The following is a 24,290-nucleotide window of genomic DNA, read 5'->3' as shown; positions in this document are numbered from 1 at the left end:
CGAAACGACTCCTTTCTATAGAAATAGTCTCTTTTAGTTTACCATGAAGCGGAAAAGTTATCCACATTTATTCGACTTGGGGATAAAAGTTTTCCCAAGTTGTTCATAGACTTATCCACAATTTGTGTATAGTTAGCAGCAAACAGGGGAAAACTTGTTCGGATGTGGATAATACCCTGGGGTAAAAGCCTGTCTACACACAGATTTAGTAAAAGAATCCACAGCTGTGGATAACTTCTCCCCTTGCTGTGGATTGTGTAGAAGTCTGTTAAAAGCCCTTGGGATAAGTTATAGACAGTAAGCTCTGTCCACTCCCCCTGGGAAAACTTATCCACTTTTGGGGATTTTTGAGAGTGTGACAGTCACATAAAAGGACGAAAAAATTCGCATAAAAAAAAAGCCGAGCTTGCGCTCGACTTTGTTAGAATTCTTAGTCTTGACCTTGGTAAGCAAAGACCACGTTACCGTCATATAATTTCAATACTTTTTCAAAGAGAACTTTGCTGAGTAAGGCAACGGCTACGGGAATAATTAACCAAGCAAGAACAACTAAAGGAATACTTAGGCCGGCATCGAAGGATGCTAGCGGTCCGACAATACCCACTAAACCGAAACCAGCGGATTGTGGGGTACCGGATATATTAAAGAGGGCTACTGGAATAGCAGTAATCACTGCGGTAAATAGGGTAGGTACTAGGATGATTGGGTACTTGAATAAGTTGGCCATCATCATCTTCATAGCCCCTAAGGCAATAGCTAGGGTAACCCCGGATTCATTAACCTTCCAAGAATGAACCACTAAAACCACTGTGGTTGCTGCAACCCCCATGGAAGCTGCCCCAGCAGCAATCCCATCAAGTTGGATGGCTAGACCGATCGCCACGGTTGAAATAGGTGAGATAATCAACATCGCGAATGAACAGGAGATCAAGATGGTCATTAGGATCGGTTGTAGATTGGTAAAGCTGTTAATGACACTACCGATGGCGCCAGTAAATTTAGCAATAATAGGTAGTAAGAGGACCCCGATCAAGGCCACCCCACAACCCACTAAGATCGGCATGGCGATCACAGCGGTGGAGCCAAATTTATCTTTGACCCAGAGTAAGACCAGGACTGCGATGGCGGCGGTGATCATGGTATTGATCAAGTCCCCGGTTCCTGCACCGATATAGGCCTTGGCTTCAGGGTTATATTGAATAACCCCCGAGCCCACGAAACTGGCTCCAGCAGTCACCATGACTTGCATGGGCTTGAAGCCAAATTGCATGGCGATTAAGGCCCCAATCAAAAGCGGGGTCGCTAATTGGAAAATTACGGCAATTTGAGAAATGGTAACGGCCAGGGGAATATGGGTAAAATATTTTAAAATCCCGGATAAAACGGCATTAGGAATTAAACCAATAACCACTCCTGTCGCTGTCCCATTCAATACTTTATTAAGAAAGACCTTAGGGGTCATTTGTGTTTCTTCACTCATATTGTCACTCCTTCTTCTCTAGAAATAATTGGTTGACTCTCAGTTAAAGACTGTCGCTAGAGTCTAAGAAGCGCATTAATATATCTCTGTTTCTTGGCTGAATTGAGCTAAATTGTGGACCACATCTTGTAAGAAGCGACCGGCCTCTAAACCGTCGAGGAGACGATGGTCAATGGAGAGACAGAGGTTAACCATGTCGGCCATTTTGAAATTACCGTCATCACTGACAAGAAGGCGCTTCTTAATCGATTCGACTTGAAGAATCGCAGCTTGTGGTGGATTAATGATTCCCATGGATTGGACCGAACCGAAGACCCCCGTATTATTCACGGTAAAGGTCCCGCCTTGCATGTCTTGGCTGGTTGCCTCACCGCTTTTAACGGCTTGGGCGAGGCGGTCAATTTCATGGGCGATCCCATTGATGGATAGACGGTCCGCCTGTTTAATTACCGGTACATAAAGATGGTCTTCGGTAGCTACTGCTATCGATAAGTTAATGTCTTTATGGTAGTGAATCCCATCTTCTTGCCAACTGGCGTTAAGCAGTGGGTGTTGTTTTAAGGCTTGGGTCACTGCTTTTACAAAGAATGGGAAGTAAGAGAGGTGGATCCCTTCATTATCCTGGTAAGAATCTTTCAAATGATTGCGTAAATTAACGATATTGGTCACGTCAGCTTCTACCATCATCCAAGCATGGGGAATCTCTTGGTAAGACTTGGTCATTTGTTTAGCAATGGCCTTACGGATACCATCTGCTGGTGTGACTTGGTCTTGAGATTGACTTGGTTGACTCACAGGAGTCTTGGCTGACTGACCAGTTTGGTTGCTGCTTTCAGACTGGCTGGCAGTTTGGTCTGGGCTTGGGCCCGACTCAAGTGCCGCTAGGACATCTTTTCGCGTGATGCGCCCTTTAGCACCAGTTCCCACCAACTGAGACAAATCAATATTATGCGTCTGTGCTAATTTTAGCACAGCTGGTGAGTATCGGCTATCAAATTTTGATTTTTCTGAATCATTTGACAATTTCGCTTGATTTGCTTTTGTGCTTTGCCTGCTGCTTTCACTCTGATCAGCGGCCTTGAGGACATCTTTTTTGGTAATCCGACCATTTTTGCCAGAACCGGTGACTTTCTTGAGGTCGATACCTTTCTCCTGGGCTAAGCGGACCACAGCTGGAGAATAGTTGAGGTTTTGGCCTGGTTTGGCTGCCTCTTTTGCCTCTTCAGCTGGCTCTTGGTCACTAGCTTCTGTTGAATGATCTTCGGCTTGGTTGTCTGGGCCACCCCCTTCGACAATAATTGATAGGATGGCTTGGCCAATAGGGATTTCTTCATCTTCATCAACCAACAATTCATCGATCACCCCACTATATTCGGAGGGGACCTCGGTGGTGACCTTGTCAGAGATCACTTCCGCAAGCGGGTCGTATTTTTTGACGGTATCGCCGGCTTTGACTAGCCAAGCGTTAATGGTCGCTTCGTGAACACTTTCGCCTAGGGCCGGCATCTTGATGATTTTTTTAGTCATTAGTTTAAGCTCCCTTCTGCTTAATGACAAGTCTTATCTATGCTTAGAATTCAGCGAGCTCTTTCATGGCTTGGTAGACCTTGTCCTCATCGACTAAGAATTCACGTTCTAAGTTTAGGGCATAGCCCACAGTAGGCACATCCGGGCCAGCTAAACGGCGGATAGGTGCATCCAAGTCGAAGAGGGCTTCTTCAGCAATAATGGCGGCAATTTCACTCATTATCGCGCCTTCCTTGTTGTCTTCAGTAACCAAGAGGACCTTACCGGTTTTCTTAGCCGCTTCTACCAGGGTTTCCTTATCCAGTGGATAGAGGCTTCTGACGTCAACGATTTCAGATTCAATGCCTTCTTCTTCACTCAAGCGTTCAGCTGCTTTGAGGGCGTATTGGAGGACAATCCCATAGGCAATCACAGTAATATCGTCCCCTTGGCGGAGGACATTGGCCTTGTCTAAAGGAACGGTATAGTCTTCGCTAGGAATTTCATCTTTTAAGAGCCGGTAGAGGCGTTTGTGTTCATAGAAGAGGACGGGGTCATCAGAGCGGATAGCGGCCTTGATCATGCCCTTAGCGTCATAGACGGTGGAAGGGGTCACAATCCGTAGTCCCGGTTGTCCGGCAAAGACCTTGTCGGTGGTTTGGGAATGGTAGAAGCCCCCGCGAACGCCGGCCCCATAAGGCGCGCGAAAGACAATTGGCGTGGTCCAGTCGCCCTTGGTCCGGTAACGCATCCTAGCGGCTTCGGAGTTAATTTGGTTAACGGCGGGGAGGATATAGTCCGCAAATTGGAATTCACCAATGGCCCGGTAACCTTTAATCCCTAAGCCCACGGTTAAACCAGCGATGGCAATTTCAGTTAAGGGGCTGGAGAAGACCCGGTCGTCCCCGTATTTAGCGGCTAGGCCTTTGGATACGCCAAAAACCCCACCTTTTTCCCCACCGACGTCTTCACCAAAGATGAGGACCTTATCGTCGCGGGCCATTTCTTCATCAATACCTTGGTTTAAGGCCTCTAAGTAAGTTATTTCTGTCATCTTGAGTCATTCCTTTCCTATTATATGGAGAAATTAGTCGGCATAGACTTGTTCATAGAGTGATTCTGGCGTAGGATCAGGGCTGGCTTCCGCTTCATCGGTAGCTTGGTCGACTTCTGCTTGCAGTTCTTGGTAGATTTTTTCGTCTTCTTCTTCAGTCAGATAGCCTTCCTCAATGAGTTGTGCTTTAAATTTCTTGATGGGGTCGTTGGCCTTCACTTCTTCCAGTTCTTCAGCTGACCGGTAGACGGTTTGGTCGTCATCGGAGGAGTGGCTGGTTAAACGGGTGACCATGAGTTCAATTAAGTGCGGACCCCCGCCTTGGCGGACTTTTTCTGCGGCTTTTTTGAAGGCCTTGTAGGTTTGGGCAAAGTCAAAGCCGTCCACGCGTTCGCCTTCAAAACCATAGCCAGGGCCTCTCAGGGCTAAGGATTCGGCATGGTATTGGTGTTTAGCAGGAACGGAGATGGCATAACCGTTATTTTCCACCACGAAAATGACAGGAAGTTGCATGACTCCGCTAATGTTCATGGCTTCAGCACATTCCCCTTGGTTAAAGGACCCTTCACCCGTCGTTGTCAGGGCAATGCTGTCAGACCCATCGAGTTTGTTGGCTAGGGCGACACCGGCAGCGACAGGGTATTGGGTGGACACTGGGGAGGAGTGGCTGACGATATTGTGTTCCTTGGAACCGAAGTGGTTAGGCATCTGCCGGCCGTGGGAGTTGGGGTCAGCATCCTTACCAAAGGTGGCCAGGAGAACATCGGTACAGGACATACCCCACACCATGCAGGCGGTCATGTCCCGGTAGTAAGGTAGGAAGAAATCCTTGTCATGGTCAAAGGCTAAAGCCATAGCCACTAGACCGACTTCATGTCCTTGACCAGAAATATTAAAGGAAGTCTTACCAATCCGGGTTAATTGCCAGATCCGTTCGTCGAGTAAACGGCTACGGACCACATGCTTATAAGCCTCGATAATGGCTTCTTTACTTAGACCAGTACTTGCTAATTTTTCCATGATAGTCAACTCACTTTCTACTTACTAATTGTGACAAATTAATTTTTAAGTGCTACTAGATCCTTTGTGACTGTAATTTACTTGTGAATGGCCATCTCCATAGCGTCTAAAGCGGCTTCTTGGAGGGCTTCTGAGAAGCTCGGGTGCGGGTGGACGGTGGTGGCGACTTCCTCATTGGCGGCATTGAGATAGAGTCCCAGGCTGCCTTCACTGATCATCTCGGAGGCATGGGGGCCAAAAATCGTGATGCCCAGTAAGTCGTCCGTGACTTGGTCGCGGATAACTTCAATAAAGCCGTCACTGGCTTTCTCGATCAAGGCCTTGCCGTTACCTGCTAGGGGGAAGTGGCCGACCTTGGCTTCAACGCCTTCGGGGAGGTTGTCTTGGTTATAGCCCACGCTGGCAATTTCCGGCGAGCTATAGACACAACGCGGCAGCATGGTGTAGTTGAGCGGATCACTGGTTTTCTTTGCGATATGGTCGACGGCACACTTAGCTTCAGCCATGGCCACATGAGCCAGTTGGAGAGTATTAATGGCGTCACCAATGGCATAAATATGGCCTTCCTTGGTTTGGTAGTGCTGGTTGACCTCAATCCCCTTCTTATCGTATTTAATGGAGGTATTATGGAGGCCAATGTTATCAATGTTAGGTTCGCGACCAACAGCTACTAGGACCTTGTCAAAGACTTCTTGGTCCTGACCTTGGTTCATGGTGACTTCTACCTGGCCATCCTTGACCTGGGCTTGGTCGACTTGGCAGTTGAGTTTCAGTGTGATGCCTGCTTGTTTAAAGGCCTTGGCCAGGGCTTGGGAAATGTTTTTGCCTTCATTGGCTAAGAGCCGGTCCAAGTATTCAATAATAGTGACCTGGCTTCCCATCCGAGCTAAGAAAGAAGCCAATTCAACGCCAATCACTCCGCCACCAATAATGGCGATCGATTGAGGAATTTCCTGAATGTCTAAAAGGCCGGTCGAAGAGAGAATATATTCTTCATCAATAGTGATATTGGGCAGGTCTTTATTTCGGGACCCCGTGGCAATGATGACATTTTTTGGAACAATAATGCTTTCTTCTTCACTAGGGTCATTAGGGGTGACTGCAATTGCACCAGAATTAGGAGAGAAGATGGAAGGGCCTAAGACTGCACCGTGACCCTGGAGCAGGTGGACTTTGTTTTTCTTAACTAAGCCCTCCACGCCAGTCACCAATTGCTTCACCACGGCATCCTTGTAGGCTTGAAGTTTTTCCATCTTGACTTTTGCCTGGGTGCTTTCAATCCCAAAGTCCTGGGCTCGGTCGACAGTCTCCTTAACTTGGGCAGCTTGTAAGAGGGCCTTGGTTGGGATACAGCCTCGGTTTAAACAAGTTCCTCCTAGCTTATCCTCTTCGACTAAATAGACCTCTAAGCCAAGTTTAGCAGCTTGAATAGCGGCCACATAGCCGGCTGGTCCACCACCAAGGACGACTAAATCTGTATTTATCATCGGGCATCACCTTTCTTTCTGTATTGATTGGCTAGTGTTAACTAGGGCTGCTGATGGCTTATTAAGTGCTGAAAATAAGACAGGGGGTAAAGCTTTTTATTTGTAATAAGTAAGCGCTTTCTTTTCCACTTTTATTATACTAAGCCTGGCTCATTTACGCAAAGGTTGGCTTTTAATAAGAAAAATCTAATAATCCATCCTGGCCTCATACAGGGTCTATAAGTAGGTTTGGAGAAGATCACAGGAAAAAGATTAGCCTGGTAAAGATTTTTTTTTAGATTTCTATTGATCTTATTTCAGTTGTTCGGTATAATGTGAAAGATTGTTATTAGATATAACCATTCCCATATCATAGGAGGTGTCATTCATGAAGAGAACTTATCAACCAAATAAACGTCGTCGTCAAAAGAAACATGGCTTCCGCAACCGTATGAGTACAAAAAATGGTCGTCACGTTTTAGCGCGTCGTCGTCAAAAAGGCAGAAAACGACTTTCAGCATAAGACCACAAAGCGCTGTGGTCTTTTTTTATTTAGTGTCGAGGAGGGAATACAATGCGCAAGAGCTACCGAGTCAAGTCAGAAAAAGATTTTAGCTTGGTTTTCCATCAAGGAGACAGCAAGGCGAACCGGCAATTTGTAGTCTACTCCATCGAAAAAGAGCAAAAACATTTTCGGGTTGGACTCTCTGTGGGGAAAAAGATCGGCAATGCCGTCACCCGTAACCGGGTGAAGCGGTTAATACGTCAAGCACTGACCGAATTAAAGCCGTATATTAAAAGCAATGTCGATTTTATCATCATTGCCCGTAAGCCAACCAAGGCGATGAGCCAAGACCAAGTCAAGGCTAGTTTGATCCACGTCATGCGCTTACAGGGTCTCTTCCACACTGACCCGTCTAGGCCAGTAGAAAGAAACGAGAGGGCAGAAAGTGAAAATTAAACAAAATAAAAAGCAGCTGCTAGTTCTGGGGATGCTCTTAGTCGGAATCCTTGTTCTAAGTGGCTGTGCCAGAGCCGGTGGTATGGAGCCGATCACAGCAGATTCCACGGGGATTTGGGACCGTTTGCTCTATACCCTATCGCAAATTATTATTTGGTTATCAGGAGTCTTTGGTAACAGTTATGGAATGGGGATTATTGTCTTTACCATCCTGGCCCGCCTCCTTTTAACCCCGCTCTATAGCTTACAAATGAAGAACACGGAGAAAATGCAAAAGATGCAGCCTGAACTTCGGGCTCTGCAAGAAAAGTATGCCTCCCGTGATGCGGAAACCCAGCAAAAACTGCAAGAAGAAACGGCTAAACTGCAAGAGAAGTATGATACCAACCAATTTGCTGGCTGCCTCCCCTTATTAATCCAACTTCCGATTCTGACGGCTCTCTACCAAGCTATCAGTCGGACAGAAGCCTTAACCAATGGGCATTTCTTATGGATGGAATTAGGGAAGCCAGACCCTTACTTCATCTTACCGATTATTGCCGCGGTATCGATCTGGTATTCCACCCATCTTAGTCAGGTCGCTTCTGGGATTAAGTCAGGATCGATGACAGCCATGCAATACGTTATGCCTGTCTTTATTTTCTTTGTTATGATGAACTTGCCGAGTGCTTTGGCCTTGTACATGGCAACTGCCAATGTCTTTACCATTGGCCAAACCCTATTGATCAACAATCCCTATCAAAAACAAAGGGTCCGCCAAGAAGAAGAGGCCAAGGAGAAGGATTTGGAACGGCGCTTAGAGAAAGCCCGTCGTAATCCACGAGGTAAAAAGCGTAAGTAATAAGGAGCATCCAATATGAAATTAGAAACTTATCAAGGCGCTAGTGTTGAAGAGGCGATTGAAGCAGCTAAGCAAGGACTTCAAGTCAGTGATATCCCCATGGAAGACGTCAAGGTTCTCCAAGAGCCTAAGAAGGGATTTCTTGGTTTTGGTAGTCAACCAGCGATCATTCAAGTTAGCCTTCCTGATGATGAACCTAGCGTTGAAGAGATTGTGGCCGAGGTGTCCTTTGAGGCTGAAACAGTCAGTGATACCACAGAAGCTGATATACCTGAACTTGTAGAAGTAAGCGAGGAAGCTAGCTCGGTTGAAAGACCTAGTGACAGTCAAAGTGCCGCTAGTGAAGTAAGCAGTGAAGCAAGCGCAGCTAGCCAAGTCGACGATTCATCTGACAGTCAAAGCCTTAGTTTAGTCGCTGAAAGTGCTAGCCAAGACTCAGAACCAGCCCAGAGCCAAGTGGACCAAGAGAGCCCAGTTGCTAGTGATTCAGCAGCCGACCAGTTAGAAGCTGACAGCCAGTCTCAAGACTCAGACGAGGAAGAAGAGGAAGACGCAGAAGATGCTGCTTATCCTTTCGACTGGGGGGTTGAAGACGTGGCCCACTATCTCATTGATGTCATGGAAGCCTACTTGGTAGACGTGACGATTGACGTGGAAGATATGGATGACTTAATCATCTTCCACATTAATACTGACAAGCCTGGTTTAGTGATTGGTAAGCATGGTAAGATTATTAATTCTCTAGAAACCCTGGCACAAATCCTTACTCATTCCCACGTCCGCAAACGAGTAAGCGTTGAAGTCAATGTGGGCGATTACCGGGAACGCCGCCAACAAACCCTAGAGAAATTGGCGGAAAGGACTGCTGACCAAGTGACTGTGGAACGTGAAGAGGTTACTTTGAGTCCTTTGCCAGCGCGTGAACGAAAGATTATCCACCGCTGCCTGTCTAAATACAGTCATATTAAGACGCAGTCCCAAGGCCGTGACCCTCACCGTTACATGGTCGTGTCTTATAAGGATTAGTTATTATATAGTAAGAAGAAACTCCAGTGCCTGAGAGGGTGCTGGAGTTTTTTTATGGTCAAAATGAAGCAAGAGCCTTGACTTAGTCTAGCTTATTCAATTATCAGTACAAAAATTGTACAATTTAAGCTTAAAATGGAAGTATGAGCCAAGAAATAAGTCCTTTATTTTTTGGCTTTTTTCTTTATGTTTATTTTTTATCAAGTTGAGAGAAGGAGCTTGTGAAAGCATTTTTTCTGGTTCTTTGCCTGACTAATCTTGCTTTTGCGGGGGAGATAAATAAAATATGCACAAGCAGATAAATAATAAAGCGCTTACATTTTTGTTACAATACTGGTGAAGATATTAAATCCAAAGAAAGGAAGTGTTTTTTCTATGTCAGAGATCAAAACAATTGGAGTGATTGGGGCAGGCTCAATGGGAGCTGGGATTGCTAACGTCTTTGCCTCCAACGGCTACCAGGTGATCTTAAGAGATATTGAAGACAAGTTTGTCCAGGGAGGTTTAGACCGGATTAGTAAATTCCTCGATGGCAGTGTTAAACGGGGCAAATTAGATGAAGCGGGTAAAGAAGAAGTTCTCGGCCGCATCACTGGGACCACTGACCTCAAGGACTTTAAGGATGTTGACTTTGTGGTGGAAGCGGTCTTAGAGAAAATGGAATTAAAGCAAGAAGTCTTTAAAGAAGTCGAAGGCATTGTTCGGGATGACATTGTTTTAGCAACCAATACTTCTTCCCTATCTATTACTGAAATTGCCAGTGCCTTAGAAGATCCTAGTCGCTTTGCGGGGATGCACTTCTTCAACCCTCCACAAGTGATGAAATTAGTGGAAATTATTTATGGTTATGAAACTAGTGATGAGACTGTGGCTGTGGTTAGAGAAGTTGCTGAGAGTATTGGCAAAGAAACCGTTACCGTTCATAAAGACTCCCCCGGCTTCATTGTTAACCGGGTGATGATCCCACAAATGATTGAAGCCATCAAGGTGCTCGAAGAAGGCATTGCGACACCAGAAGATATTGACAAAGCCATGCGTTATGGCTTGAACCACCCAATGGGATCCTTTGAACTTCAAGACTATGCTGGTGTAGATATTGGTTACTATGTGATGGAATACTTCGAACAAGAATATGGTGACCCCCGCTGGACGCCACCAGTAACCATGAAGAATATGATGCGGGCTGGTCGTTTTGGTAAGAAAGCCGGTAAGGGCTTCTATGATTACGATGAAAATGGTAAGCGATTACCTTCCGAACAAGCCAAAAATCAAGAAAAATTACAAGGCAAATAGTTGGATAACTAACAGGCTAAGCGACAGTTTTACTAGAAATGTTACTCAACAAAGCTGCTGTTTGGTCTAAGTGAACAATTAAAGGATAGAGGAGACTATTATGGTTAAAGAATCTAGAGCAGATATTGATGCAGTTGAAAAAATGTTTTATTCTGACCTTTATAACTATGCCGAAGACCTCACCGACGGAGAAAGAGAGGTCTTAGAAGAGGTAGAAAAGGTTCTCAAAGAAGACATCTACCCTGTCTTAGATGAGCATTGGGATAAGGCGACTTTCCCGCTTGAAGAAATGCAAAAAATTATTGATATCGACCTCATTCAAAACCCTAAATTATTAGAGGGTCGTGAAGATGGGACCATCAGCCAACTCTTCCGTGGTTTCCGGGCTTATACCTTAGCCAAAACGGACCCCGTGATTGGGACTTTCTATACCTCTAATGGAGGCTTGTTCCACGAGTGTGTCAAAATTGGGGGCAGCAAGGAACAACAAGAAAAACTCATGCCAGGCGTCTTGAGCTGGGAAGGTAAGGGTGTCTTAGCTATGACTGAACCTGAACACGGCTCTGATATTGCTGGTGGGATGGAAGCCACTGCTAAACGGGAAGGGGATACCTGGACCCTGAACGGTCATAAGAAATGGATCGGAGGCGGAACCCTGGCCAAGTGGCATGCATTCTTTGCCCGTGATGTGGATGATGGTCAAGTGAAGATGTTCTTTGTGGAACGGGAAAGTGAAGGGGTAGAAACCTTCAATACCGAACCAAAAGCCTTCTTCCGGATGATGCCGAATGCGGAGATTATTTATACCGATGTTAAAGTACCGGAGTCACAACGGGCGCAAAATGTGAACTCTTGGAAGGATGCGGCTAACATTCTCCGTAATACCCGTTCTGATGTGGCTTGGTTACTGGCAGGTGCGACAGCTGGGGCCTTTGAAGCAGCCTTGAAGTATACCCGGCAACGTGAAGCCTTCGGTAAGACCGTAGCTAGCTTCCAATTGATCCAAGAAAAATTAGCTCGTATGGCGATGAACGCGCAAGCGACCCTAGCCATTGCAGTAAGATTAGCCCAACAACAAGAGCGTGGCATCTATAAAGAAGAGAATTCTTCCATGGCCAAGATGCACAACGGTTATCGGGCTCGTGAAAATGCGGCTTTAGCTCGGGAAGTTTGTGGTGGTAACGGAATCCTATTAGAATACGATGTCCCACGCTTCATGGCTGACATTGAAGGGATGTATACCTATGAAGGGACCCATGAGGTAAACTCTCTTATCATTGGTCGTTACTACACTGGCCAACAAGCCTTTGTCTAAGCCTTGCTTACTGATAAAGTGAATTCAAACTGAGCTAATTAATAAAAAATTATAAGGAAAAAAGTGTCTCTGTCACTGGAAGTGATGGAGGCACTTTTTTTGATTTCTAGAGGGTGTTAATCCATTTGTTTAAGGACAGGCCAAGGGGGAGATGGCTGGCTTGTTATTTTTTAAGAGTGAGTTTTTGCCTTTTTCGCGCTCGCGCCCCAGGGATGCCCAGGGCTTGGCGGTACTTGGCAACCGTCCGTCGAGCTAAATAATAATCATGCATCGCTAAGTACTCGCTAATGGCTTGGTCACTTAGGGGGTGATTAGGGTATTCTTTAGCAATCAATTGCCTAATTAATTTTTCCGCTTGTTTTCGCGTAAGTGGCTTACCTTTAGCGGAAATCTTTTGTGCGATGAGGTCCTGAAAACTTAAAATCCGCTGATTATATTGCAGGTATTTGTCCGTAATAGCCCGAGAAATGGTTGATTGGTCATAATCCAAGGCTTTTGCCAGTTCTTTTTGAGTCAGGGGGCGGAGCTGATTGCTCTCCTGGTTTAAATAAGCAGCCTGGTAATGGATCAGATGTTGGCTAATTTTCAACAGCACTTGGTCTCTTTTCTTTAAAGAAAAGACTAGCCAGTCAAATTCTAGCTTTTTTTCTTTGAGATAGTCCTGGGTGGTTTGGTCCAGGTTTTTACTTTGCATGGCTTGGTAATAATTTTGGTTAAAAGTGATTTTGGGGAGGTAGTCTTTAGCGACTTGGATGGCTAGCTCCCCCTTTTCGACGCTGACAATGATATCGGGCAGGGTGTAAGCAGGCGTCTCAAAGGAAAAATTACGGGCGGGTCGGGGCTCCAACCTTTGAATCTGTGAAAAGCTGGCTTTGATCTGGTCGACACTGTTGTGTTCTTGCTCAGCGATTATTTCAAACTTTCCTTGGGCTAGGTCTTCTAAGTGCTCATTAATTAAACGTTCCAGTAATTGACTATTAGGAAGGTTTTTTGCTTGTAGAGCCAGACATTCTTTTAAATTTCGTGCCCCAATTCCTGTGGGGTCAAGACCCTGTAGGATCCTTAAATAGCTTTCTAATTCGCTTTGGCGCCAAGCAAAGAGTTGGCAGGTAGCCTGGTCTTCCTTGCGATAATAGCCGTCCTGATCTAATTGGCCAATTAAATACAGGACTTGTCTTTTGTCATAGCTGCTTAACTGGCTTTCATTGAGTTGACTATATAAATATTCATCGAGCGATAAGGCATTGGGATCAGCCAAAGTCTCGGCTAAGGAATAGTCACTTGAGTCGTGGGTGAAGGTCGCTGAGACTTGCTGATTTTCTGTGATTTCAATAAAGGGATTGCTTTCATAGTAGTGATACAACGCAGTAGCGAGGTCGAGCTGATTTTTTTGTAGGAGTTGGGAGGACTGGGCCAGTTGATTTTTGACATAGGGGGATAATTTCGCCTTGATATTTTGCTGGGTGCGATAATGAATGGCCATAAGAGCTCTCCTTAAACACTAATTACTGAATATAAACACTAAGCTAATCTTTGTTTACTATTATAACAGGAAAGTTTTGGCATAGTAATTGCTATATATTAAGTAAAAGATTCAGAAAGGAGGTCAGTTGATGGCCAAGAAAATTTTAATTGCTTCTCATGGCCACTTGGCATCCGGTTTTAAGTCATCGATCAAGATTCTCACCGGCCTGGAAGACCAAGTGCAAGTGATTGATGCTTATGTCACTGAAGAGGATTATAGCAGCCAAATTGATCAATTCTTAGCCGGTATTCAGGCCGACGACCAAGGTATTATCTTTACAGATATTTTCGGAGGTTCTGTCAACCAGCGAATTGTTTCCAAGTGTTTACGTAGCAATAAGGCTAAGCAAGTTTATGTGATAAGTAATGCTAACCTAGGCGTTATCCTGAGTGTACTACTCAATCCAGACGTCGTAAGTGAAGAGAGCTTACAAGTTGAAATAGAGGAAAGTGCCGTTAAATTAGTTCAGTTAGAGACCCAAGAGTCAGATGATGACTTCTTTGCTTAAGATATAGAATGGAGATTTTAAAATGATTACTCAAATTCGTGTTGATGACCGTTTGATCCATGGCCAAGTGGCTGTCGTTTGGACCAAGGAATTGAATACCCCCTTAATTATTGTGGCCAATGATGCGGCTGCTAATGATGAAATCACCCAAATGACCTTAAAGATGGCTGTACCAGAAGGGTCTAAATTGTTGATTCGTTCGGTTCAAGATGCCATTAAAGTCTGCCAAGACCCTCGAGCAGCAGATCGAAAATTATTTGTCATTGTCAATAAGGTTTCCGATGCTTATCAAATTGCTGAAGCAGTGGAAAATACCGAAGCCGTTAATGTGGCTAATGTTGGACGTTTTGACCAAACTGACCCGGCTGAAAAGGTGGCACCATTTTCTAGTGTTCAATTGAACCCGACCGAATTACAAGCGGCTAAGGAACTTTCTAAGCTATCAGTGGATAGTTTCCATCAAGTGTTACCAAGTAATACCAAGAAAGATTTAGCTGAAGCCTTAGCGAGTCTATAAACATTTAGAAAGGAATTTAATGATGCTTACTTATGCAATAATTGCCTTTTTCGTCGTCTTCTTCTGCTCATCAGTCACCTATTTGACGGGGCAATCCATGATCGAGCGTCCGCTAGTGGTTGGACTTGTGACTGGTGTATGTATGGGAGACATGACTACAGGTATCTTAATTGGGGCTGCCTTAGAAGCGGTCTTTATGGGAAATGTGAATATCGGTGGGGTGATCTCTGCTGAACCGGTTACTGCGACTGCGCTTGCGGTTACCTTTGCTATTATTTCTAATGTTGAGCAACAAGCGGCTATTACCCTAGCTATCCCAATCGGTATGCTCGCCGCTTTCGTGGTAATGTTTTTAAAGAATGTCTTTATGAACATCTTTGCCCCTGCTCTTGATAAATTTGCCAGAGAAAACAATCAAAAAGGAATTGTCTTCCTGCATTATTTTAGTTTCGTGGTGTATTTCTTTATCTTGGCTTCAATCACCTTTATCGGTGTTCTGGCCGGGAGTGGTCCGATTGAACAATTAGTTAATAATATTCCAGAGGCCCTAATGAATGGGTTGAAGGCTGCTGGTGGGCTCTTACCTGCTGTTGGTTTTGCCCTCTTAATGAAGCTCTTATGGAATAATAAATTAGCTGTCTTCTACCTACTCGGTTTTATTTTAACCGCCTACTTAAAATTACCAGCGGTTGCTGTAGCAGCTCTTGGTTTTGTTATTTGCTTGGTTAGTGCCCAACGCGACTTAGAACTGAATGAATTAAGAAGTTTGCGACAAACGGCAGCAAGCAATAATGTTGAAAGCAGTGATCAAGCAGAGGAGGATGACTTTTTCTCATGAGATTATTAAGTAAAAATAAGGCGCAAAGTCCTGAAGCCATTGAAGACAAAAAGATGTTAAGGTCCATGTTTTGGCGGTCCTGGACCATTAATATGAGTAGGACCGGGGCCTACCAATACCACGCCATTGGTTTAATTTATACCCTCTTACCGGCCATCAACCGTTTCTATAAAACTGATGAAGAAAAAGCTGATGCCTTGGTTCGCCATACCACCTGGTATAATGCCACCATGCACTTGAACAACCTAATTACCGGTATTGTTGCCGCTATGGAAAGATCTAATTCGGAGTCTGATGACTTTGATCCTAACTCCATTACGGCGGTAAAAACCTCTCTAATGGGCCCAATCTCAGGGATTGGTGATTCCTTCTTCTGGGGGATTTTACGGGTGATCGCGGCAGGAATTGGGATATCTATTGCTTCGACCGGTTCACCATTAGGAGCTATTATATTCTTACTTCTCTATAATATTCCTGCCTTCTTAATCCATTACTATATGCTAGATATCGGCTATTCACTAGGGACCAACTTTATCCGCAAAGTCTATGAATCTGGAGCCATGAAGGTCATTACTAAGGCTTCCTCGATGCTTGGGCTGATGATGGTTGGCTCGATGACAGCTTCTCATGTTAAATTTAAAACAACGCTATCGGTGGCCGTTAATGGTGGGGGCGACCCGATTTTAATCCAAGAATACTTGGACCAACTTTTTAAAGGCTTAGTCCCTATGGCGGTAACCTTACTAGCCTTCTATTTAATCCGCAATAAACGGGTGAATGTTAACTGGATTATGTTAGGAATTATCCTTCTTTCAGTCGTTCTAGGACTTTTAGGGGTTGTATAATATTCTAATTTATCATTTAATAGATAGTGTGATAAAAATCACAAACTAGAGGCTACGGATAAAACGTAGCCTTTTTCAGAAACGGGGTAGTTACTATGAAGAAAGACATCCAAAAAGAATTAATGAATATCCTTTTCAACCAGTCCAAGCCGCTGAGTACTAAGGCTCTGAGTCAGGCGATTGGTCGCAGTCGGTCATTGACCAGTAATTATCTCAATCATTTAGCCAAATTAGGCAAGGTGGAGAAGTCAGATTCGCGCCCCGTTTATTGGTCTTTAGCTGCTCCAGACAAGTATCTATCAGAAAGCCATGACCAGATTGATTATTTTGCTCAATTTATTGGAAGTCAAGGATCAGTCAAGGAAGCGATCAAACAAATTAAGGCAGCTGTTAATTATCCTCCCATTGGTTTACCGATCTTGTTAAATGGTAATTCTGGGGTAGGTAAGTCGTTTTTGGCTCAATTGATTTATAAGCAACTTCATGCCCAGAATAAATCTTGTTCCCAGCGTTTTACTGTCTTTAATTGTGCTGACTATGCCAATAATCCGGAATTAATGTCGTCACTTTTGTTTGGCCATGTCAAGGGGGCCTTTACCGGGGCAGATAGTAAACGAGAGGGGCTCTTAAAAACTGCCGACCAGGGACTCTTGTTTTTAGATGAAGTTCATCGACTGTCTTATGAAAACCAAGAGAAACTCTTTCAGTTTTTAGATAAGGGCTATTTCAGGCCCCTGGGTGAGGAGAATGAGGAAGTTTATTCTCAAGTACGCTTGGTATTAGCAACCTCTGAAGACCCCGAAAAAGTTCTCTTGCCCACCTTTTACCGACGGATTCCCTTAACCATTAAACTGCCGGACTTTCATCAAAGGCCCTATGATGAGCGGATTAAATTAGTGGAAACCCTCTTTCGCAAAGAATCCCAGCGTTTAAAACTCCCCATTAAAATTGATATTGGCGACTTTGAATTTCTCGTGAATCAAGAATACCCCGGAAATATTGGCTCGCTCTACAATAATATTCAATTACTCTGTGCTCAAGCCTTTGAATACCAGGAGAATGCAGACTATCTCTTAATCTCTAACCAGGACCACATCAACCATGTCTTAACTATTGATGCTAAGAAAGGCCCATCTAAACGTCAAGAAGATATTGAGCAATTGATTATCAAGCCCTTACAAAAAGTTTTTGACCAAGCATCGATTTACAGTGTTCGCTCGGATTTTATCGGTTTTACCCAGGACCATTTAAATCATATCGACCAGTCGAATTTGGAACCGGTTATACTCTATCAGACCCTAGTCAAGGCTTGCCAAGCTATCTTGGGGAAAAATATTATGACTGACTCGATCGACACCTTTATTCGCTTTTATAGTTCCTATCAAACCTACTTGCAGGAAATTATTTTTCCAAGTCGAATTAAACAGCAAATCCTGACCGATTACCCGAGGACCTTTTCCTTAGCTCGCGAACTCTGTAAGGGGCTTGACCCCAAACTTTATAAGAACCTGGTTTGGTATTTAAGCCTCTTGCTCTTGGATGCTGTTAATGAAAACCTCGCCTACCATGCCTTACTTGTGGCCCACGGGGATTCGACAGCTTCTAGCATTCAAAAAGTGGCTAATCAATTAAATGATGACTATATCTTTGATGCTATTAATATGCCTTTTTCTGCTTCAGTTCATGATATTATCGCCCGGGTCAAGGAGTGGATGAATGACCATCAAGGCCTTTCGGGAATTATTATGCTGGTGGATATGGGATCTTTGACCACCCTCTATGAGGGGTTGAAGCCAGAAATCCGTGGAGAACTTTTTGTGATTAATCAGTTAAGTACTGCTCTTGCCCTGGAAATTGGAAACTATTTGATCCAAAAACGCTCGATAACTGATTTTATCGAAGAATCTGAGGGTGAATTTTCGCCTAAGGTGCAGTTCTTTGAAGGCTTTGATATTCAAAAGAATATTATTATTTCCAGTATTTCGGGTGAGGAATTGGCTGTGGGGATGGCCGATATTTTGAAAAAATACTTAAATCCTAACATAAAGACCATCGTGATGAATTATAATGAGCTCTTGCATTTGATTCACCAGCAGGATATCAATGAAAATTATTTTGATGCTACTTACTTTGTCTTAACTACCACACCTTTGGATTGCCAAGGTCGAGTGAAAAATGTTAACTTGTTAGAACTCTTAGAAAATGATTTTGATAATTTAAGTATTTACTTTAAAGATATTGTGGCCTTAACCGACTTACAAGTCTTGTTCAAGGACTTCTTGAAGTTCTTTTCCGTTGAAGGTTTGTCATCACGCTTGGAATTTTTAAATCCGGAAGTCATTATTACCCAAGTGACTGTTGTGATTGAAAAGATTGAGGACCGTTTTCAAATTGAGCTCCCACCCAAGATTAACTTTACCTTGACTATGCATTTAGCCTTGATGATTGAACGGATTATTTTAGATCCGGTTGATTATGAACTCTCTGTGGATATCCACCAACTACGTTTAAATAACAAACCCTTTTATAATTACCTCAACACTATTCTCTACCCTTTGAAGCAGTTTTACCGCATTGAGGTTAATGATTGGGAAATTTATAGCATCTATGCCATGTTAACCAGTTACCAGGAAAGTCGTAAAGAGGCTGGCCGATCCAGTTAAGTCTTCCCAAGGACAGTTTAAAATGAGAAAGTACTCATCCAGATGATGTAAAAATGCCTAATAAAAAGGATCTAGCAGATTGATTCTACTAGATCCTTTTTTATTGAGAAATTAAAAGCTGTTACAGCGACTTTGCTTCGTGACGCGCTTGTCACACTCTATTCAAACCTGTTCCTGGTGCAAGGCAAGCGTCCTCTTCACTAAAGGTCGACGAATTCTTTCAACCTTTAGCTCCAGAGATCTTGCCTTTCGGCGCACCAGTCACACTCTATTTAAACCTGTTCCAGTCACAGGACGAACGTCCACTTCAAAAACTGGTAACGCTCAGCCTCACTGAGCTTATCTCAGTTTTCTCCAGCGATTTCGTCCTTTAGTGTGACTGTCGCACTCTTTTAGTTGAGTTCGGAAGGGGTACGGGGATGTCCTTTCAGAAAAGTTGAACGACCAGACAGTTGAGTTCGGGCGCCAGCCTTGAAGTCACTTCAGAAAATCCCAACTTTCAGGCTAGCTGAGCTTATGGTTTTTCTTCCAGTTGCTATAGCTGTTCGAAGCGTCAGTAAGTTACAGATATAGTATGCTTAGCGATTCAAGTCTCTAACGGCTCCCTCACATCCTTAGAGCTGGTCGTTTCAGCTTTTCCTCCAAGGAATCTCCCTCCCTGATCCTTCCTCACATCCTTCTTAAACCTGTTCCAAGCGCAGAGCAAGCGTCCGCTTCAGAAAATGACGACAAATTCTCGATAAGAATTTTTACGACCTTTTCTTCCAGCGGTCATGCTCTTTATTGCGCTTGTCACACTCTACTGTTTAAGGAATGATTTCTCCGCTTGAAGCGCTAACATCGACATCATCGACATTGGTGAGGTCGATTTCATAGTGGATGACGCCGTTGTCATCAACAGAAAGTTCCCAGTTTTTCACTTTTTCGCCTGGGTGTTCGGCGAGGGCCTTCTCCATGGCTTCTTTTGGTGTGATAATGCTGGTGACTTCGATTTGTTTCGTTTCGTCATTGGCTTCTTTTTCAGTTTCTACCTTCAAGACTTCACCGGTATCAGGGTCAATGTGCATGTCCCATTCATTTTCAGCGTTATAGCCTTGGATTTGATAGGTATATTTACTGAATTCTTCCTCATAGTCAAACTCAATTTCTTCAATCTTAACGTCTTCAGCGCCAGTTTCTTTGTTAAATGTATTCACGGCATCTTCGATGGAAACAGCATAGTCTTTGTTTTCGATACTTTCTTGATCTTGGCCGGATTGACTGGACTCTGCTTGGTCCTTATTTTCTTCTTTAGCGTCATTTTGCTCTTTGTTTTCTTCTTGAGAAGCTGTTTCTCCCTTCGTTTCTGAAGAAACTTCTTGGCTGCTTTCATTTTGGTCAGTGTTGGAATTATTTCCGCCATCATTAGCTTGGCCACAGGCAGCTAATGTAAAGATGCTGGCTAGACTGACTAATGAGATTTTCAATTTTTTATTCATCGAATCGTCCTCCTCAAAAATTCTTCTATATGATTGACATACTTTTAGCTTAGGGGAAATTCTTCAGAAGCACAAATGGAAACGCTTAATTTTTGGGATTCTTAAGGTCTCCTTAATAAAAAACAGAGAGAAATTTAGACTTTCTCTCTGTTAGTAGGGGGATTTTCTCATTATCTAATTTGTTTCACAGACTTAATCAGTCAAGCTAACGGCTGTCCCGCTGCAGGTGACCATGAGAATGCCGTTATTAGCTCCTAGGGTTTCATAGTCCATCTTGACGCCCACCACAGCGTCGGCACCCAGTTCTTTAGCTCGGTTAGCCATTTCTTGGAGGGCTTCTTCGCGTGCTTGGGTCAGTTCTCCTTCGTAACCCTTGGACCGACCGCCAAAGATATTACGAAAACCTGCTCCCATATCCTTCAGTAGATTGACACCCGTCACCACTTCGCCAAAGACAATGCCTTGATAGGCGATGATGGTCTTGCCCTGGACGTTGGGAGTTGTTGTAGTAATCATGATAAGCCTCCTCACTCAATAATGAAAGTGCTTTTATCTCTATACTTATTTTATCACTTATCTTGCATACTTCATATAGAAAAACGCAAAAAAAAAACCGTCCCCATTTCTCTTAGGAGACGGTTGCTTATCAAGCTGAGCTAATATTTTTTACTTAATCCAAGCCCTCTTCATCGGCTAAGGCCTGGATACTAAAGTCGTGCTGGCGGGCCAGTTGGCTAGGCGCTTTGACTTTTTGGCTGTCAGCTGACTGGGCCTTGGCTTCGCGGTAGTTGACATCAAATTTCAGTAAGCGGTAGCCGGCCGAAGCGACTGGAACCCCGATGAGCATGCCAGCAACGCCCATCAAACCGCCCCCTACTGTAACTGCAATTAAGACCCACATGCCTGGTAGGCCGAGAGAATTGCCGACTACTTTAGGATAGATCAAGTTCCCTTCAATTTGTTGGACGACGACAATAAAGACCACAAAGAGCAGGGCTTGGACGGGGGAATGCATGAGGATCAAAAGAAAACCCAAGCCCCCAGAAATATAGGCCCCTAAGAGAGGGATGATGGCTGTGACCCCAGTGAGGACACCGATCATGCTGGCGTAAGGAAAGCCAAAGATCCACATGCCAAAGCCCACCATACAACCCAGGATGGCGGCCTCGACAACTTCTCCAGCGATGAAGTTATAGAAAGCATCGTTGATCATAGCTAAGACATAATGGACTTGGTTGTAGTGCTTTTCCTTTAAGTAAGCTTTGGTGAGCCGGTGAAATTGCTGGCCTAGACGTTCTTTAGACATCAATATATAGAAAGTAATAATGATAGCAATAAAGATGGTGACCACCCAGCTTGCTACTGAGGTCACGGCCCCGATGGTTGACCCAATCAAACTCGAAGTCAGCCCTTGGGCAAAGCTGATGGTGCGGCGGACCATGTTCTGCCAGTTGAGGTCCAAATTTCCCATATAGGAGACAATTTCCGGATAGAGGTCCTCGTAGCGTTCTAATAAGCCATCCAGACTTTGGAAGAGGCGGGGGAGGATCTCGATAAAGTTGGCCACTACGGCGACCAATTGGGGAATAATCAGTCCCAAGGTAAGGGCGATAAGGGCCAGGATACTTAAGAGGGCCAAGACGATGGCAATAGGGCGGCGGCTTTTCGCTAGCCAGTCCTTATCAGTATGGGGCCACAAATACTTCTCGTAAAGGGACATGAGGATATTGACCACATAGGCAACCATGGCGCCTAGGGTAATGGGATAGGCGATGGACCAGACTTGGCCCAGCCAGGAGACAATGGATGACCAGTTAAGGACAATGAGACAGAGGGCAATGATGCCTAGTCCTAGTAATAACCATTGCTTACGGTTAAAATGCACAAAGTGTACCTCCTTTGTTCTTAATCATTGATTACTTTTTGGCATAAGTTTACTTTAACAAATTATTGGCCAGAAGTCTTAGTAAAAAGACAAAGTCGCTGGTCTTTTTGACTTTTTGTAAATAATTTGAAAAAATAAATCTTACCACTTTAGAAAAATTCTAAACTAGTGTATACTAAAGCTATGAAAACAAGACTGTTAATAAGGAGGAAGAAAAATGACTGATTTTCAACAGTTTATCGTGACCTTGGTTACTGGGGCCGTCGCTCTCTGCCTGCAATTTCTGATGGGCCAGGAAGCGATAGCCTTTTGGTTAATTGCCATTTGGGGGATTATCATGGCGCTCATTCTGGCCAAAGACATGATCGAAACCTTAAAGGATGGCTACTATGGAGTCGATATCCTCGCCATTACGGCTATCCTCGCCACCCTAGCTGTCGGGGAACATTGGGCCAGTTTAATGATTCTAGTCATGATGACCGGGGGAGAATCCCTGGAGGCCTATGCCACTCAACAAGCTAGTCGGGAACTGGAAGCCCTACTGGAGCATTCTCCTCAATTCGCCCACCGGCTTAATCCTGATGGGTCAACGGATTCTATTCCCGTTGACGAGGTGGAAGTCGGTGACCAAGTCAGAGTCCGTCCTAACGAATTGGTGCCTGTAGACGGGGTGATCATTCAAGGGGAGACCTTTGTTGATGAATCCTCCTTGACTGGGGAATCCAAGCCGGTGGAGAAAACAGTTGGTGACGAACTGATGTCGGGGTCGATTAATGGAGATGCTAGCCTAGTTTTTGAAGTCAAGAAGGCAGCTAAAGATAGTCAATACCAACGCTTAGTGGCTTTAGTTGAGCATTCTAAGGAAGAGCCCGCCCCCTTTGTCCGCCTGGCTGACCGTTATGCGGTGCCTTTTACCATTATCGCCTATGCCATTGCCTTCATTGCCTGGTTTGTCTCTAAGGATCCAGTGCGCTTTGCTGAAGTGTTAGTGGTGGCTTCACCTTGTCCTTTAATTATTGCTGCTCCGGTAGCCATTGTGGGTGGGATGAGTAACTCTAGTCGCAATGGGATTGTCATGAAATCAGGAACCAGCTTGGAAAAATTAGACCAAGTCAAAAGCGCTGCCTTTGATAAAACCGGGACCATTACCCAGGGCTCTTTAGCCGTTGATGAGGTGGAAGTCCAAGGTAACTTTGAAGCTGAGCGTATTCTTTATTATGCGGCTAGTGCTGAACAATCCTCGACCCACGTTTTAGCTCGGTCTCTAGTAGAGGCGGCCCAGGCCAAGGATTTAGAACTAGCCCCCGTCAGTCACTTAGAAGAAGTGACCGCTGCTGGAGTTCAAGGGCAAGTTGAGGGCAAGAAAGTAAAAGTGGGGAAGGCGGATTTTGTTGGTGCTGAGAAGATCACTGATGGCAAAACCAATGTCTATGTGGCGATTGACGGCCATTATGCTGGTCGGATTACCTTTAACGATCAAATCCGTCCTGAAGCGTCTGAAACTATCCGTGAATTAGCCCACTTGGACGTGGAACGGATCATGATGTTGACCGGGGATGATGAAAATATTGCTCAACGGATCGCCCACAGTGCTGGAATTGAGGAAGTGCACGCCAATCTCTTACCTGAGGATAAGATTAATCTCTTGAAGGCAATCGGAGAAGAGTCTCGACCGGTCATGATGGTGGGGGATGGGGTCAATGATGCCCCGGCGCTGACAGTCGCAGATATTGGGATTGCTATGGGGGCCCATGGATCAACCGCTGCCAGTGAATCCGCCGATGCTGTTATCTTAAAGGATGACCTCTCCAAGGTGAGTCAAGCGGTTAAAATTGCCAAACACACCCTGAAAGTGGCCAAGCAAGCCGTCATCTTTGGGATTGTGACCTCGATTATTTTGATGCTGATAGCTTCCACTGGCGCCATCCCAGCCTTATTAGGAGCCATTCTCCAAGAAGTGATGGATTTAATGGCCATCTTCTATGCCTTACGCGCCCGCATGCAAGTGAAATAGAGAGTGCGACAGTCACAAAAAAGGACGAAATCGCTGGAGAAAACTGAGATAAGCT

20 protein-coding genes and 2 pseudogenes are annotated in these 24,290 nt (G+C 44.5%); 12 read left to right on the top strand and 10 right to left on the bottom strand.

Features of this window, described 5'->3' with window-relative positions:
* Window positions 1–430 precede the first annotated feature (430 nt).
* The 6 genes and pseudogenes from CJ190_RS09220 to lpdA all read right to left on the bottom strand — a co-directional run bounded on the left by CJ190_RS09220 (window position 431) and on the right by lpdA (window position 6,547).
* Window positions 431–1,480, bottom strand: a complete 1,050-nt coding sequence (locus CJ190_RS09220; RefSeq protein ID WP_064292856.1) for a PTS sugar transporter subunit IIC — start codon at window positions 1,478–1,480, stop codon at window positions 431–433.
* 75 nt (window positions 1,481–1,555) lie between these two features.
* Window positions 1,556–2,242: pseudogene (locus tag CJ190_RS09315) on the bottom strand (dihydrolipoamide acetyltransferase family protein); the annotation flags it as partial.
* Between the two features lie 120 nt (window positions 2,243–2,362).
* Window positions 2,363–3,007 (bottom strand): annotated as a pseudogene (locus CJ190_RS09310) (E3 binding domain-containing protein); the annotation flags it as partial.
* Window positions 3,008–3,050: 43 nt separating this feature from the next.
* Window positions 3,051–4,040 (bottom strand): alpha-ketoacid dehydrogenase subunit beta, encoded by a 990-nt coding sequence (locus CJ190_RS09210; RefSeq protein WP_064292858.1) that lies wholly within the window; start codon window positions 4,038–4,040, stop codon window positions 3,051–3,053.
* Between the two features lie 33 nt (window positions 4,041–4,073).
* The gene (locus CJ190_RS09205) at window positions 4,074–5,060 is read right to left on the bottom strand and encodes a thiamine pyrophosphate-dependent dehydrogenase E1 component subunit alpha (RefSeq protein ID WP_064292859.1); all 987 of its coding nucleotides are present in this window, start codon (window positions 5,058–5,060) and stop codon (window positions 4,074–4,076) included.
* A gap of 77 nt (window positions 5,061–5,137) precedes the next feature.
* Window positions 5,138–6,547, bottom strand: a complete 1,410-nt coding sequence (gene lpdA, locus CJ190_RS09200; protein ID WP_070598131.1) for a dihydrolipoyl dehydrogenase — start codon at window positions 6,545–6,547, stop codon at window positions 5,138–5,140.
* Between the two features lie 367 nt (window positions 6,548–6,914).
* On the opposite strand from lpdA, the gene rpmH reads away from it, so the two are divergent.
* The 6 genes from rpmH to CJ190_RS09170 all read left to right on the top strand — a co-directional run bounded on the left by rpmH (window position 6,915) and on the right by CJ190_RS09170 (window position 11,962).
* Window positions 6,915–7,049 (top strand): 50S ribosomal protein L34, encoded by a 135-nt coding sequence (rpmH, locus tag CJ190_RS09195; RefSeq protein ID WP_013669588.1) that lies wholly within the window; start codon window positions 6,915–6,917, stop codon window positions 7,047–7,049.
* A 51-nt stretch (window positions 7,050–7,100) separates the two neighbouring features.
* Window positions 7,101–7,487: a ribonuclease P protein component gene (gene rnpA / locus CJ190_RS09190; RefSeq protein WP_070598132.1), complete on the top strand. Its 387-nt coding sequence runs from the start codon at window positions 7,101–7,103 to the stop codon at window positions 7,485–7,487.
* Window positions 7,477–8,328, top strand: coding sequence for a membrane protein insertase YidC (gene yidC, locus CJ190_RS09185; RefSeq protein ID WP_306460315.1), 852 nt, complete (start codon window positions 7,477–7,479; stop codon window positions 8,326–8,328). Before rnpA ends, yidC begins: the two co-directional genes overlap by 11 nt.
* A gap of 15 nt (window positions 8,329–8,343) precedes the next feature.
* Entirely contained in the window at window positions 8,344–9,354 is a 1,011-nt protein-coding gene (gene jag / locus CJ190_RS09180) for an RNA-binding cell elongation regulator Jag/EloR (RefSeq protein WP_070598133.1), read from the top strand.
* A 375-nt stretch (window positions 9,355–9,729) separates the two neighbouring features.
* Window positions 9,730–10,647 (top strand): 3-hydroxyacyl-CoA dehydrogenase family protein, encoded by a 918-nt coding sequence (locus CJ190_RS09175; RefSeq protein WP_070598134.1) that lies wholly within the window; start codon window positions 9,730–9,732, stop codon window positions 10,645–10,647.
* A 100-nt stretch (window positions 10,648–10,747) separates the two neighbouring features.
* On the top strand, window positions 10,748–11,962 hold the full coding sequence (locus CJ190_RS09170; protein ID WP_070598135.1) for an acyl-CoA dehydrogenase family protein: 1,215 nt from the start codon (window positions 10,748–10,750) through the stop codon (window positions 11,960–11,962).
* Window positions 11,963–12,125: 163 nt separating this feature from the next.
* Here the strand turns inward: CJ190_RS09170 and rpoN are convergent, their stop codons facing one another.
* Entirely contained in the window at window positions 12,126–13,445 is a 1,320-nt protein-coding gene (gene rpoN / locus CJ190_RS09165; protein ID WP_101562093.1) for an RNA polymerase factor sigma-54, read from the bottom strand.
* A gap of 130 nt (window positions 13,446–13,575) precedes the next feature.
* On the opposite strand from rpoN, the gene CJ190_RS09160 reads away from it, so the two are divergent.
* The 5 genes from CJ190_RS09160 (at window position 13,576) to CJ190_RS09140 (ending at window position 18,858) form a co-directional block, all read left to right on the top strand.
* Window positions 13,576–13,995: a PTS sugar transporter subunit IIA gene (locus CJ190_RS09160; RefSeq protein ID WP_070598137.1), complete on the top strand. Its 420-nt coding sequence runs from the start codon at window positions 13,576–13,578 to the stop codon at window positions 13,993–13,995.
* A gap of 22 nt (window positions 13,996–14,017) precedes the next feature.
* Window positions 14,018–14,512 (top strand): PTS system mannose/fructose/N-acetylgalactosamine-transporter subunit IIB, encoded by a 495-nt coding sequence (locus CJ190_RS09155; RefSeq protein ID WP_070598138.1) that lies wholly within the window; start codon window positions 14,018–14,020, stop codon window positions 14,510–14,512.
* Window positions 14,513–14,534: 22 nt separating this feature from the next.
* A complete protein-coding gene (locus CJ190_RS09150; RefSeq protein WP_070598139.1) occupies window positions 14,535–15,350 on the top strand; it encodes a PTS mannose/fructose/sorbose/N-acetylgalactosamine transporter subunit IIC in 816 nt (271 codons plus the stop codon).
* Window positions 15,347–16,195 carry a PTS system mannose/fructose/sorbose family transporter subunit IID gene (locus tag CJ190_RS09145; protein ID WP_070598140.1) on the top strand — a complete coding sequence of 283 codons (849 nt, stop codon included), beginning with the start codon at window positions 15,347–15,349 and terminating at the stop codon, window positions 16,193–16,195. Before CJ190_RS09150 ends, CJ190_RS09145 begins: the two co-directional genes overlap by 4 nt.
* 95 nt (window positions 16,196–16,290) lie before the next feature.
* Window positions 16,291–18,858: a sigma 54-interacting transcriptional regulator gene (locus tag CJ190_RS09140; RefSeq protein ID WP_070598141.1), complete on the top strand. Its 2,568-nt coding sequence runs from the start codon at window positions 16,291–16,293 to the stop codon at window positions 18,856–18,858.
* Window positions 18,859–19,664: 806 nt separating this feature from the next.
* Here CJ190_RS09140 and CJ190_RS09135 read toward each other — a convergent pair.
* The 3 genes from CJ190_RS09135 to CJ190_RS09125 form a co-directional block, all read right to left on the bottom strand.
* On the bottom strand, window positions 19,665–20,336 hold the full coding sequence (locus CJ190_RS09135; RefSeq protein ID WP_070598142.1) for a PepSY domain-containing protein: 672 nt from the start codon (window positions 20,334–20,336) through the stop codon (window positions 19,665–19,667).
* Between the two features lie 192 nt (window positions 20,337–20,528).
* Window positions 20,529–20,852 (bottom strand): putative heavy metal-binding protein, encoded by a 324-nt coding sequence (locus CJ190_RS09130; protein ID WP_070598143.1) that lies wholly within the window; start codon window positions 20,850–20,852, stop codon window positions 20,529–20,531.
* A gap of 154 nt (window positions 20,853–21,006) precedes the next feature.
* Complete coding sequence (locus CJ190_RS09125) at window positions 21,007–22,221, bottom strand: AI-2E family transporter (RefSeq protein ID WP_070598144.1); 1,215 nt, start codon at window positions 22,219–22,221, stop codon at window positions 21,007–21,009.
* Window positions 22,222–22,438: 217 nt separating this feature from the next.
* Between CJ190_RS09125 and CJ190_RS09120 the strand changes: the two genes are divergently transcribed.
* Entirely contained in the window at window positions 22,439–24,235 is a 1,797-nt protein-coding gene (locus CJ190_RS09120) for a heavy metal translocating P-type ATPase (RefSeq protein ID WP_070598145.1), read from the top strand.
* Window positions 24,236–24,290: the final 55 nt, after the last annotated feature.

Source organism: Aerococcus loyolae, assembly GCF_002871915.2.
Lineage (GTDB): Bacteria > Bacillota > Bacilli > Lactobacillales > Aerococcaceae > Aerococcus > Aerococcus loyolae.
The sequence above is the reverse complement of the archived record's forward strand: the minus strand, read 5'-3'. Positions and strand labels throughout refer to the sequence as shown.